A 12,566-nucleotide genomic window follows, 5' to 3' on the forward strand; every position below is an offset into this window, starting at 1 on the left:
GTGATTGGCTGAATTTCCAAGCTTGCGGCGGCAGGCTGATGACTGTATATTCATACAGTGCACATCCAGCAAAAACTCGCCATCCTCGCGGACGCCGCCAAGTACGATGCATCCTGCTCGTCCAGCGGAACCAGCCAACGTGATTCACTCAAGGGCCGGGGCATCGGCTCGACCGAAGGTGCCGGCATTTGCCACAGCTACGCCCCCGATGGCCGCTGCATCTCGCTGCTCAAAATCCTGCTGACCAACTACTGCCAGTACGACTGCCTTTACTGCGTCAACCGCGTGACCAGCAATGTGCCGCGCGCGCGCTTCACGGTCGATGAAGTGGTGAAGCTGACGCTGGATTTCTACCGCCGCAATTGCATCGAAGGGCTGTTCCTCAGTTCCGGCATCATCCGCAACCCGGACTACACCATGGAGCAGGTGGTCGAGGTGGCACGCGTGCTGCGCGAAGAGCACGATTTCCGTGGCTACATCCACCTCAAGACCATCCCTGACGCCAGCCCTGAACTCCTGGCCCAGGCCGGCCGCTTCGCCGATCGCCTGAGCATCAACATCGAGTTGCCCACGGCCGAAAGCCTGCAAAGCCTGGCCCCCGAAAAAGACGGCGCCGCCATCCGCCGATCGATGGCGCGTTTGCGCGTGCACATCGACGAGGCCAAGGAAGCTTCAGCGCCCTCGCCCATCATCTCGCGGCCACGCTCGGCTCCCCTGGTGGCCTTGCCGCCCCGCTTCGCCCCCGGCGGCCAAAGCACGCAAATGATCGTGGGCGCCGACGCCACCAGCGACAGCGCCATCCTGGGCACCAGCGCCACACTTTACGGCGCTTACCAGTTGCGCCGCGTGTATTACTCGGCCTTCAGCCCCATCCCCGATGCGCCACGCGCCCTGCCCTCGCAAGCGCCGCCCCTGATGCGCGAACACCGCCTCTACCAGGCCGACTGGTTGATGCGCTTTTACGGCTTCGCGCACGATGAGATCGTGCCGCCGGGCGACGGCATGCTGTCGCTCGACCTCGACCCCAAACTGGCCTGGGCCCTGGCCCACCGCGAACGCTTCCCGGTCGACCTGAACCGCGCGCCGCGTGAATCGCTGTTGCGCGTGCCCGGCCTGGGCGTCAAGACCATCGAGCGCCTGCTGCAGACCCGGCGCGTGCGGCGTGTGCGTTGCAGCGACCTGTCGGTGCTGCGCGTGTCGCTCAAGAAGGTGCTGCCCTTCGTCATCGTGGCCGACCACCACCCGGGTCGGCGGCTGGATGCGCTTGACCTGGCCCAGCAGTTGCGGCCGCAAGCCCCAGTGCAGACCAACTTGTTCGACACCGCGCCATGTTGAGCCGCACGATCGAGTTGGCCAATTCCATCGACCTGGCGGGCTTTCGCCAAGCCGCGCGGCAATTGCTGGCTGAACACGTGCCGCCCGAGGACGTGACCTGGACGCTGTCCTACCAGGGCCTGGGCGACCTCTTCGCGGAGGCCCCATCAAAGGCCGCCATGACGCGCCTCGAATCGGCCTCCGCCCCTGAGGCCCCGCCGCCCAAAGTGCCCGCCTTCTTCCTGCCCCTGTGCCAGACCGCCATCCTGCACCGCGAGCCGCGCCGCTTTGCCTTGATGTACCGCCTGCTGTGGCGCCTGCAACACCAGCCCGGCCTGCGCCACGACACGCTCGATGCAGACCGCAGCGCGCTCGAAGACCTCGCCCGCGTCGTGCGCCGCGACATGCACAAGATGACCGCCTTCGTGCGCTTTCGCACCGTGGCCGACGAGCATGCCGACGGCCCACTGCACATCGCCTGGTTCGAACCCGACCACCACATCGTCGAAACCACCGCGCCCTTCTTCCAGCGCCGCTTCACCAACATGCGCTGGGCCATCCTCACGCCCGAACGCTGCGCTCAGTGGGATGGCGCGCAGTTGACTTTCCAGCCCGGGGCCAGCCGCGACGATGCGCCCCCGGCCGATGCGGGCGAAGGCCTGTGGCTGACCTATTACGAGCACATCTTCAATCCCGCCCGGCTCAAGGTGAAGATGATGGAGCGCGAGATGCCCCGGCGCTATTGGCACAATTTGCCGGAGGCCGCGTTGATCGCGCCGCTCGTGGCCGCCGCCCACCAGCGCAGCGGCACCATGATCGAACAAGGACCTCAGGACATGGCCAAGCGCCTGCCCAAAGTATTGCCGTTGAAGGTCTCCGCGCCCGCTCAATGGCGAAGTCAGCCAGGGCAAGGCGCACGCACCACGATGACGTTGCCGCAGCTTCGGGCCGCCTGCCAGCATTGCCGCGACTGCCCGATCGGCGGCCACGCCACCCAGGCGGTCTTTGGCGAAGGCCCGGTGCACGCGGCCCTGATGGTGGTCGGCGAGCAACCCGGCGACCAGGAAGATCTGCGCGGCCACCCCTTCGTCGGCCCGGCAGGCCAGTTGTTCAACCGCGCCGTGGCCGAACTGGGCTGGGACCGCCAGCAGTTCTACGTGACCAACGCGGTCAAGCATTTCAAGCACGAGGTGCGCGGCAAGCGCCGCATGCACAAGACCGCCTCCCAAGCCGAGGCCGACGCCTGCCTGCCGTGGCTGGAGGCCGAGATTACCCAGGTGCAGCCCAAGGCCATCATCGCGCTGGGCGCCACGGCCGCGCGCCAGTTGCTGGGCCGCCCCGTGACCATCACCCAAAACCATGGCCAGTGGCTGAAGCGCGAGTCAGATGGCGTGCCCGTGTTGATCACCACCCACCCTTCGGCCTTGCTGCGCACGCAAGATGACGCCCGCTCAGCCGCCTACGCGCAATGGCTGGCCGACCTGCGCCACGCCACCGAGCACGTGCCCGCTTGATGCAGAACAGCGCACTGTAGGCCGCTGCCTACGCCCGCGCTTCCGCTTCACCGATGGCCGACCGCGCCCCGGCCACCCGATACTGAAGGCCTCCCTGCCGTCATGATCGGATTCAGCCATGCTGAAGCAATGGTTCAAGCTTGCCGTCCTGTTGGGCATGCTGGCCGCCCTGGCCGGTTGCTCGGCCACCCGCGCCATCAATGCACTGGTGCCCAGCGACACCTACCGGCTCACACCCGGTGTGGCCTATGGCCCGCAAGCGCGCCAGTTGCTGGACGTGTACCAACCCAAGGGCGAACCACCCGAGGGCGGCTTCCCGGTGGTGGTTTTTTTATACGGCGGCAACTGGCACATGGGCGAACGCGTGCAGTACCGTTTCATGGGTGAAGCCCTGGCCGCGCACGGCATGGTCGCCATGGTGGCCGACTACCGTCTCTACCCCCAAGTCACCTACCCCGATTTCTTGCCCGACTGCGCCAAGGCGGTGGCCTACGCCTTGAGCGAATCGGCGCGCTTCAGCGGCAACCCGCGCCGCGTGGTCGTGATGGGCCACAGCGCTGGTGCCTACAACGCCGCGATGGTCGCATTGGACCCGCGCTGGCTGGACCAGCAAGGGCACCGCGTGTCAGAACTCGCCGGCTGGGTAGGCTTGGCTGGTCCCTACGACTTCATCCCCATCATCAATCCGCAAACGCGCAAGACCTTCCACCACCCCCAGGTGCCGCCGGAGTCCCAGCCCATCCGCTACATCAGCGGGAAGGCGCCCCGCACCTTCCTGGGTGTGGCCAAGGAAGACAAGGAAGTCGACCCGGAGCGAAACAGCGCGCAATTGGCCGAGCGGCTGCAAGCGGTGGGTGTGCCGGTGGAGTTCAAACGCTATGACCACGTGGGCCACATTTCCTTGGTGGGCTCTTTCGCGCAACCCTTGCGCTGGCTGTCACCGGCCCTCAAGGACGTGAGCGCTTTCGTCAAGGGTCTGCCTGCGGCGCCAAGCCCACGCCATGTCAGGACACCCGGCGCGGCACCACCATCTTGACCACCAGCACCTGCACGATGTCGCCCTGCTGGTTGCGTGTCTCGCTGCGCACGGTCATCATGCCCTGCTGAGGCTTGGACCGCGAGGGCGTCACCTCCACCACTTCGCTTTCGACGTGCAGCACATCGCCCGGGCGCGTCGGCCTGGGCCAGCTGATGTCGCCGCCCGCCCCGATGAGTCCGCCCTCAACCGGCATGCCACCCTGCACCATCAAGCGCATGGTGATGGCCGCGGTGTGCCAGCCGCTGGCGGCCAAGCCGCGAAACAAGGTCTGCTTGGCGGCCTCATCGTCCAGGTGAAAAGGCTGCGGATCGAACTGCCCCGCGAAGACCTTGATCTGCGCCTCGTCGACCAGGTGCTCGCCGCTCACGAAGCGCTGGCCCACTTCAAAGTCGTCCAGGAAAAGCTTGTCGCTCATGGTGGTCCTTGCTGACATCAAACACGCTCCAGGATGGTGGCGATGCCTTGGCCGCCGCCAATGCATTGGGTGGCCAAAGCATAGCGCCCGTTCTCACGCGCCATCAGCGCCGCCGCCTTGCCCGTGATGCGCGCACCCGTGGCGCCCAGCGGGTGCCCGATGGCCAGGCCACCGCCGTCCAGGTTCACGGTGGCCGGGTTCAGGCCCAGGTCGCGGATGCAGGCCAGTGCTTGCGAGCCAAAGGCCTCGTTGATCTCGACCACGTCCAGGTCGGCCACCTGCAAGCCAGCCCGGGCCAAGGCCTTGCGCGTGGCGGGGATCGGGCCGATGCCCATCACGGCCGGGTCCACGCCCACCGAGGCGAAGGACTTGATGCGGGCCGTGGCCTTCAGGCCGTGACGCGCCGCGAACTCGTCGCTGGTCACCAGCACCACCGAGGCCCCATCGGTCAGCGGCGACGAGGTGCCCGCCGTGACCACGCCGGTGGGGCGGAACACGGGCTTCAAGCCTGCCAAGGCTTCCAGCGAGGTGTTAGGCCGGATGCAGCCATCGGCCTCGATCAACTCGCCCGCCGCGGTGCGGATGGGGATGACCTCGTCCTTCAATCGCCCACCTTCACGGGCCGCCGCTGCCTTCTGGTGCGACTGCATCGCCAGCAACTCCTGGTCGGCGCGGGCCACGTTCCAGCGCTCGGCCACGTTCTCGGCCGTCTCGCCCATGGTGATGTAGGCGTCCGAATGCTCGAACAATTGCGGGCTGGGCGAAAAGTTGAAACCGCCCTGGGGCACCATCGTCATGGACTCGACGCCCACGCACAAGAAGGCCTCACCCATGCCCGCTTCAATCTGAGCAGCCGCGATGTGGATGGCCTGCATGGAGGAGCCGCAGAAGCGGTTCACCGTCATGCCCGGCACCTCGTGTGGCAAGCCGGCCAGCAGCCCCACGACGCGCGCCAAGTTGTTGCCTTGTGAGGACTCCGGGTAGGCGCAACCCAGGATCAGGTCTTCGAGCAGGGAGGGGTCCAGGTCCGTGCGCTGCAACAGGCCGTGGACCACCTGGGCGGCCAGGTCGTCGGGACGCACCTTGGCCAGTGCGCCCTTGTTGGCGAAATGGAAAGGTGAACGTGCGTAGCCAGCAATGACGGCTTTCATGACAAACTCCTTCTACCATCCAGTAGGTAGTTTTTTGGGCTAAAAAAAGGGCCGACCTAATCCGGCAGGCCCAACAGCGCAAAGGCGGGCGCCACCGCTTGGTCGAAATCACTCGCCTGGCCGGTGGCGCGGGCGGCCATCAAGGCCCCCTGCCCCAGCGCGAACACATAAGCCGCGACGTCCTCAGGCGAGGACACCTGGGGCATCTGACGCAGGACACCTGTCAACCACTGCACCTGCCCGGCGCGCAACTGGCGCACCGCATCACGCAACTCTTCGTTCATGCAATCCCAGCCGGGCACCAGCGCACCGGCTGGACAGACGCGCGTGCCAGCGCCCAGGCCATTGCGCAGCATCTTGAAGTAAGACCGCACTTGCCGCTCAGGGCTGCCTTCGCGGGTGGCGGCCCAATCGCGAAAACCTTGCGTGGCCTCCACCAGCACAGCCACGCCCAGCGACTCCTTGGAGGGGAAGTGGTGGTACAGGCTGGCCTTGCGGATGCCCACGCGCTCGGCGATGTCCTGGAAGCTGAAGCCCAGGTAAGAACGCGTCTGCATGAGTTCGCGCGCCACTTGCAGAATGTGGCCGCGGGTGCTGACGTCGACGGTGAGAATGGGGGCGCTCATGGCTACCTACCATAAGGTAGCTTTAAAACCCTGTCAAGGGGCAGGCGAAGCGGCGCCTGACACGCGCACGGCCAAGCCGCCGAGCTGCCTCGATGGCTCAACCAGCACGTCCAGGCGGTGGACCTGGGCAATGCGCTGAACGATGGACCAGCCCAGTCCGCTGCCGCTTTCCAGGCTGCCCGGCACCCTGAAAAACCGTTCGCCCAACCGTTGGCGATCGGCCTCGGCCAACCCAGGGCCACTGTCCTCCACGCTCAGCACCACGCGCCCCGCCTCATGACGCAAGGCCACGGTCACGCGGGCCGACGGTGGGCTGTACCGCACCGCGTTGTCGACCAGGTTGCGCACCAGCACCGCCAGCAGCGTCTCATGGCCGGGCAAAAAACAGGGCTCGGGCGCCTCGAACTCCAAGGTCTGGTGCTTGCCCAGTGCCTTGGGGGCCAGTTCGGCCAACACGCTTTGGGTCAAGGCGCGCAGGTCCACCACCTGGGGCGCCATGGCATCGGCCGCCTCCAACCGGGACAAGGTCAGCAATTGGTCCACCAGGCGGGTGGCCCGGTCACAGCCCTGCACGGTGTTGAGCAGCGCATGACGCCGAGCCAGCTCGTCGGCCTCGGCCAAGGCGACCTGCGCCTGGGCTCGGATCGCGGCGATGGGGGTGCGCAACTCGTGGGCGGCGTCCGCGGTGAAGCGACGCTCGGAGGCCAGCAGCTGGTCGATGCGCGCGAACAGGGCGTTCAGGGCCTCGATCATGGGCAGCATCTCCACCGTCGCCCCCGCCACCGCCACGGGATGCAGCGCCTGCGGTTCGCGCTGCGCCAGCACCTGGCCCAAACGCCGCATGGGCGACACGCCCAGATGCACCGCCCACCACACCGCCAAGGCCAACAGCGGCAGGGCCACCAGCATGGGCCACAACGTGCTGCGCAAAACGGCCCACAGGATCCCCATGCGCGAGTTCATCTGCTCGCCCACATACACCCGCACATCCTGCTCACCGCCCTGAGCGGCGAAGACCCGCCAGGTCAAACCATCGATCTGGACGGTGTCAAACCCCACGCGGAAGGGCTGCCCCGGCGCCGCCATGGGCACGGCGGGCGCGTTGGCCGAACGCAGCGCCAAGCGCCCCTCGTGGAACACCTGGAAGGCCACTTTGGGCGCATAGCGGTGCAAGGTGGGCGCGTCCAGGTCATGGCGGTCGTCCTCGATCTCGCCTTGCTGCTGCACCACCAGCAAGGACGCGGCCTGCGCCAAGTGGCCATCGAGCAGCTCCTCCAATTCGTGCCGCGCGTCAAACCAGGTGATGCCCGCCGTGCTCAGCCAAACGACCACGACCATGCCCAGCACCCACGCCAACAAGCGACCCTGGATGGAACGCGGTGGGCCGATCATGGCGAAGTGGGCGCTTCGCGCTGCAGCACATAGCCCACACCGCGCACGGTCTGGATCAGACCGCTGCCCAGCTTGCGGCGCAGGTGGTGGATGTGGACTTCGACCGCATTGCTGTCGACCTCATGGCCCCAGCTGTAGAGGTGCTGCTCGATCTGCTCGCGCGACAGCACCCGGCCAGCGTTGAGCATCAAGGCGTGCAGCAAGTCGAACTCGCGTGTGGACAAGGTGACCCAGGTGCCCGCCAGCCGGACCGTGCGGGCGGCCGGGTCCAGCACCACATCCTGGGCCTGCAGACACTCCTGAGGCTGACCATGGGCACGGCGCACCAGGGCGCGCAGGCGGGCCGCCAGCTCTTGCAGGTCCACCGGCTTGACCACGTAATCGTCGGCCCCCACGTCCAGCCCCTGGATGCGGTCGGGCACCGAGTCTCGCGCGGTCAGCACCAGCACCGGCGTCGGGATGCCGTCGCGGCGAACCGCGGCCAGCACCGCCAGACCGTCCTTCAAGGGCAAGCCCAGGTCCAGCACGGCCACCGCATAGGCCTGGGTGCGCAACTCGCGCTCGGCAGCCAGGCCATCGCGCACCCAATCGACCTGGAAGCCCAGTTGCCGCAGGCCGGCCTGCAAGCCATCGCCCAGCAGGGGGTCATCTTCGGCAAGCAAGAGGCGCATGGCACAGGGGGCTTTCAATCGTCGTCATGGTCGGCCTGGCGCTCAAGGTGGGACAGGGTCGGGTTGGCGTCGGACGAAGCACCGGGTGCCCCGTTCCATTGCCAGAGCCAGAATGCCACAACCACGCCGACCAAGGCGAGTGCCAACCAGCCATGGTTGCGCGGGGCCACGTCGGCGCCGGGGCCCGGCCCACGACCGGTGAGCATGGGCAAGGCCTGGTTCTGGCGGCGCCACAGGCTCAGCAGCACGATCAGCCCGATGTGCAAGAGCACGACTGCCAGCAGGGCATTGCCGAAGAACTCATGCACCTCTTCCAGCCATTCGCCACCCCATTCGTCCCACACGGCGTAGCCACTGAGTGTCAAAGGCAGGATCAGGCTCAGGATGAGCGCCACCGCCAGCGCCATCAACACGTTCTGCCCCAAGCGGGCATTGGTGGGCTCGGACAGCCAAGCGGGCAGGCTGCGCAACTTGCGCCACAGCACCGACAAGCGCACCTGGCGTGGCCCGAACAGCCCCCACAGCACGCGGGCCACCAGCAGACCGCCCAGGGTGTAGCCCAAGGTGACGTGCACCAGGCGCCAGCGCTCGCCATCGGCGGTGAGGTAAGCGCCGGTGAAGCTCAACGCCATCAACCAGTGCAAGGCGCGGGTGGTGGCATCCACCATCCGTCGGCGGGCGGGCACGGTGGTGGGCTGGGAAGTACTCAATGAAGAGGCGGTCATGATGGTCTCACTTGGGAATGCGGATGCGGTCTTCGTCAAAATCACCCCGGTCGGCCCCGGCATGGCAGGCCATGCAGTTGGCCGGGCTCTTGATGGCAGGGCGGCGCCAGGTGGCCGCAGGCACCTCGTCGTGCTGGCGCAGGAACCAGGCTGAACGCGTGATGCGGTCTTGCTCAGGCTCCTCGCGCACGCGGCGGTAGCTCCCCGCGTTGGCGGTGAGCCAGTCGGCCAGTTGCTTGACCGAGGCCGGGTCGAGCGAGGCATCGGTGCCGAAGTGCTTGGGCAAGGTGTTCATCAAACGCCGCCAGGATGCCGCTGGCAACATGCCTGGTGGATAGGCCAGGTGGCAGGCGGCGCATTCCTGCTGGTACTTGGGCAACAAGGGAACGCGCGCCATGCGCTCGCCGTCGTCGGCGAAGGCCCCGGGCCCGCAGCACAGGGCGGTGAGCAACCCCACCAAGCGTCGAGTGGTCATCATGAGTTCTCCTGGTCAAGGCTTGAGCGTGGTCAACCAGCCCAGCACATCTGCTTTTTCAGCGGCGCTGCACTCGCGGCCCAGCACATCGTTGCAATTGCGGCGAAACCACTTCTCGGTCTTGGCCGGGTCCGTGAAGCGTTCCGGGTTGAAGGCGGGAGCCAGTGGCTGGATGAGCTTGCCGGTTGAGGCATGCCGGGCCGCCTGGGTGGGCATGGCGCCATGGCACGAAGCGCAACTCCATTCACGCCCATGGCGGGCGGTGAAGAACACCTGCCCGCGACTGGGCACCGCCGGGGCTCCCGCCTGGGCGGTGTAGGCGGCCAATTGATCGGCGGGCATGGCCGCCAGGGCCAAATTCATGACCAGGCATGCCGCCACCCCGGCCGCACAGACGGTCAAGGCACGCAGGGGTTTCTGGGACACAGCGGACAAGTTCATGGGTGGCTCTCCTTGGAACTCATGATGCCGGCGGCGTCTTAGGGCTTTCTTAAGCCATGGCTAAGATGCGCCCATGAACTTCAATGACCTTGCCGACGATGCCGAAGACGACCAACACAGCCCCGCAGAGCGCGCCGCCGCAGCCTCGCGCAGCACCTGGGTCAGCGTGGGCGTCAACCTGGTCCTCACCGTGGGCCAGATCGTGGTGGGCATCCTGGCCAAGTCCCAAGGCCTGATCGCCGACGGCATCCACTCCCTGTCCGACCTGGTGGCCGACTTTGTCGTGCTGTTCGCCAACCACCACAGCCAGAAAGACGCCGACGACGACCACCCTTATGGCCACCAGCGTTTCGAGACCGCCGCCTCCCTGATCCTGGGTGCCTTGCTGCTGGCCGTCGGCGTGGGCATGCTGTGGTCCGCCGCCCTCAAGCTGCAGTCACCCGAGACCGTGCAAAAGGTGCACGTGGTCGCGCTGTGGGCGGCAGGCGCGGCCCTCATCGCCAAGGAGCTGCTGTTCCGCTACATGCTGGCAGTGGCCAAACGCGTCAAGTCCAGCATGCTGGTGGCCAACGCCTGGCATGCCCGCTCGGACGCGGCCTCTTCGCTGGTCGTCGGGCTGGGCATCGTGGGCAACCTGGCCGGCTACCCCATCCTGGACCCGGTCGCGGCCCTCATCGTGGGCTTCATGGTCGCGCGCATGGGTTGGGGTTTCGGCTGGGACGCCTTGCATGATTTGGTGGACCGCTCGGTGGACGAAGCAGAAGTGCAAGCCATCCGCCAGACCCTGATGGACACGCCCGGCGTGAGCAACGTCCACGATGTCCGCACCCGCAAGATGGGCGACATGATCATCGTGGACGCGCACATCGAGGTCGATGCCCAGATCACCGTGGAAGCCGGCCACGACATCGCCGTTGAAGCCCGCCAACGGGTGCTGCAACGCCACCGGGTGCTCAACCTGATGACGCATGTGGATCCCTGGCACCGCCCCGACCTGGACCACCCCGGTGCTTGAAACCGCGCCAGACGGCCCCACCTGCTGAGCCAGGCCCGCACGGCCCAAGGAGGCCCCATTGCCCATGCTCATCGTCACCGTTCTGGGCCTCTTGCTGGTCGCGTGGTTCATCGGACAGCCCTGGCTGACCGAGCGCCGCCGCCGCCGTTGGCGCAGCCAACCCTTCCCGCCCGCCTGGCGCGCCATCCTGAAAAAGCGCGTGCCCTACCTGCGCGCCTTGCCCGTAGACCTGCAGCTTCAGCTCAAGCAACACATCCAGGTTTTCGTGGCCGAAAAAGCCTTCATCGGTTGCGGTGGACTGGTCATCACCGACGAGATCCGCGTCACCATCGCCGCCCAGGCCTGCCTGCTCATCCTGAATCGCCCCCGCACCGACTACTACCCCGAGCTGCGCCAGGTGCTGGTGTACCCCGGCGCCTTCATCGTCGACAAAGTGCACACCGACGAGACGGGCGTGCTGCAGGATCACCAGCGCCAGGTGCTGTCCGGTGAATCCTGGTCTCAGGGCCAGGTGATCCTGTCTTGGCAAGACGCCGTGGAGGGGGCAGCGATCCCGGACGACGCCAACAACGTGGTCATCCACGAGTTCGCGCACCAACTCGATCAGGAAACCGGCCTGGCCAATGGCGCCCCCAACCTGCCCGGCCCTGAGCGGTACCGGCGCTGGTCCCAGGTCATGCACGAGGCCTTTGACGAGTTGCAGGAGCAGGCCGATCGTGGCGAAGCATCACTGTTCGACCACTATGGCGCCACCAACCCCGCCGAGTTTTTCGCGGTGGCCTCCGAGACCTTTTTCGAGCGCCCCCAGGCATTGGCCGAGCATCACCCCACGCTGTACCACGAGCTGTGCGACTTCTACCGCGTCAACCCCTTGAGCTGGTGATGAGCGCGCACGCTCAATATGGCCGCTTGGCCGGCAACTCGATGCGTTCCTGGTCATCCCCCGGCACGCTCTTGAACAGGCCGTTCTCCCAATCCTGGGCGGCCTGCGTGATGCGCTCCTTCTGGCTGGACACGAAGTTCCACCAGATGAAGCGGTGCCCATCCAAGGGCGCACCGCCAATGATGACCAGGCGCGCCTCGCTGTCGGTGCCATTGGCCAGCACACCGCCATCGTCCAGCACCACCATGGTGTGCGCCGCCACGGCCTCGCCATCCAGGGTCAAGGCCTGGTCCACCGCGTAGAGGGCGGCTTCTTCGGCCAGCTTCGGCAAAGTCAGGCTTTGCCCCGCCGCCAATCTGATGTCCAGGTACAAGGTGGGCGACAAAGGCTGCACCGGCGAGGTCACACCCCAGGCCGAGCCCACCAGCACGCGGATGGTCGCGCCCTGCTCCGTCACTTCCGGGATGAGCTCCGCCGACGTGTGGGCAAAGGTGGGCGCCGACTCCTCATGCGCTTGCGGCAGCGCCACCCACAACTGCAATCCATGCGAGTGGCGGTCCGCTTGCTTCAGGTCATCGGGCGTGCGCTCTGAGTGGACGATGCCGCGCCCCGCGCTCATCCAGTTGATGGCGCCCGGCTCGATGCGCTGCACCGTGCCCAGGTTGTCGCGGTGCATCATCGCGCCTTCGTACAGATAAGTCACCGTGGCCAGCCCGATGTGGGGATGGGGCCGCACATCGGTGTTCATGCTTGGCGCTTGCACCACGGGACCAAAGTGGTCAAAGAAGATGAACGGCCCGACCGACTGGCGCACCGCAGCCGGCAACATGCGGCGCACCACGAAACCACCGCCCAGGTCGGTCTGGTGGCCCGTCAATGTCAACGTGATTCCCATGGTGCACTTT

At 66.6% G+C, this 12,566-nt stretch carries 14 protein-coding genes; 5 read left to right on the forward strand and 9 right to left on the reverse strand.

Going from position 1 to position 12,566, the window contains the following annotated elements; all coding sequences use genetic code 11:
* Positions 1-57 precede the first annotated feature (57 nt).
* The 3 genes from PSV38_RS01590 (at position 58) to PSV38_RS01600 (ending at position 3,864) form a co-directional block, all read left to right on the forward strand.
* On the forward strand, positions 58-1,335 hold the full coding sequence (locus PSV38_RS01590) for a putative DNA modification/repair radical SAM protein (RefSeq protein ID WP_300544071.1): 1,278 nt from the start codon (positions 58-60) through the stop codon (positions 1,333-1,335).
* Entirely contained in the window at positions 1,329-2,828 is a 1,500-nt protein-coding gene (locus PSV38_RS01595) for a UdgX family uracil-DNA binding protein (RefSeq protein ID WP_300544073.1), read from the forward strand. Before PSV38_RS01590 ends, PSV38_RS01595 begins: the two co-directional genes overlap by 7 nt.
* Positions 2,829-2,946: 118 nt before the next feature.
* Complete coding sequence (locus PSV38_RS01600) at positions 2,947-3,864, forward strand: alpha/beta hydrolase (RefSeq protein WP_300544075.1); 918 nt, start codon at positions 2,947-2,949, stop codon at positions 3,862-3,864.
* Here PSV38_RS01600 and PSV38_RS01605 read toward each other — a convergent pair.
* From PSV38_RS01605 to PSV38_RS01640, 8 genes are all read right to left on the reverse strand, one after another.
* Complete coding sequence (locus PSV38_RS01605; protein ID WP_300544077.1) at positions 3,833-4,282, reverse strand: MaoC family dehydratase; 450 nt, start codon at positions 4,280-4,282, stop codon at positions 3,833-3,835. The genes PSV38_RS01600 and PSV38_RS01605 overlap by 32 nt on opposite strands.
* Positions 4,283-4,299: 17 nt before the next feature.
* Positions 4,300-5,433, reverse strand: a complete 1,134-nt coding sequence (locus PSV38_RS01610; RefSeq protein ID WP_300544079.1) for a thiolase family protein — start codon at positions 5,431-5,433, stop codon at positions 4,300-4,302.
* A gap of 56 nt (positions 5,434-5,489) precedes the next feature.
* Complete coding sequence (locus tag PSV38_RS01615; protein ID WP_300544081.1) at positions 5,490-6,059, reverse strand: TetR/AcrR family transcriptional regulator; 570 nt, start codon at positions 6,057-6,059, stop codon at positions 5,490-5,492.
* 33 nt (positions 6,060-6,092) lie between these two features.
* Positions 6,093-7,451: an ATP-binding protein gene (locus tag PSV38_RS01620; protein ID WP_300544083.1), complete on the reverse strand. Its 1,359-nt coding sequence runs from the start codon at positions 7,449-7,451 to the stop codon at positions 6,093-6,095.
* Positions 7,448-8,122 carry a winged helix-turn-helix domain-containing protein gene (locus PSV38_RS01625; RefSeq protein ID WP_300544085.1) on the reverse strand — a complete coding sequence of 225 codons (675 nt, stop codon included), beginning with the start codon at positions 8,120-8,122 and terminating at the stop codon, positions 7,448-7,450. Before PSV38_RS01625 ends, PSV38_RS01620 begins: the two co-directional genes overlap by 4 nt.
* Positions 8,123-8,136: 14 nt before the next feature.
* A complete protein-coding gene (locus PSV38_RS01630) occupies positions 8,137-8,847 on the reverse strand; it encodes a cytochrome b/b6 domain-containing protein (RefSeq protein WP_300544087.1) in 711 nt (236 codons plus the stop codon).
* Between the two features lie 7 nt (positions 8,848-8,854).
* The gene (locus PSV38_RS01635) at positions 8,855-9,244 is read right to left on the reverse strand and encodes a diheme cytochrome c (RefSeq protein ID WP_300544331.1); all 390 of its coding nucleotides are present in this window, start codon (positions 9,242-9,244) and stop codon (positions 8,855-8,857) included.
* Between the two features lie 93 nt (positions 9,245-9,337).
* A complete protein-coding gene (locus PSV38_RS01640) occupies positions 9,338-9,685 on the reverse strand; it encodes a DUF1924 domain-containing protein (protein ID WP_300544333.1) in 348 nt (115 codons plus the stop codon).
* A gap of 151 nt (positions 9,686-9,836) precedes the next feature.
* Between PSV38_RS01640 and PSV38_RS01645 the strand changes: the two genes are divergently transcribed.
* Positions 9,837-10,778 carry a cation diffusion facilitator family transporter gene (locus PSV38_RS01645; protein WP_300544090.1) on the forward strand — a complete coding sequence of 314 codons (942 nt, stop codon included), beginning with the start codon at positions 9,837-9,839 and terminating at the stop codon, positions 10,776-10,778.
* A gap of 64 nt (positions 10,779-10,842) precedes the next feature.
* The gene (locus PSV38_RS01650) at positions 10,843-11,661 is read left to right on the forward strand and encodes a M90 family metallopeptidase (RefSeq protein ID WP_300544093.1); all 819 of its coding nucleotides are present in this window, start codon (positions 10,843-10,845) and stop codon (positions 11,659-11,661) included.
* 13 nt (positions 11,662-11,674) lie between these two features.
* Here the strand turns inward: PSV38_RS01650 and PSV38_RS01655 are convergent, their stop codons facing one another.
* Positions 11,675-12,556 carry a pirin family protein gene (locus tag PSV38_RS01655; protein ID WP_300544094.1) on the reverse strand — a complete coding sequence of 294 codons (882 nt, stop codon included), beginning with the start codon at positions 12,554-12,556 and terminating at the stop codon, positions 11,675-11,677.
* Positions 12,557-12,566: the final 10 nt, after the last annotated feature.

It is taken from the genome of Aquabacterium sp., from assembly GCF_029946005.1.
Classification (GTDB): domain Bacteria; phylum Pseudomonadota; class Gammaproteobacteria; order Burkholderiales; family Burkholderiaceae_C; genus Aquabacterium.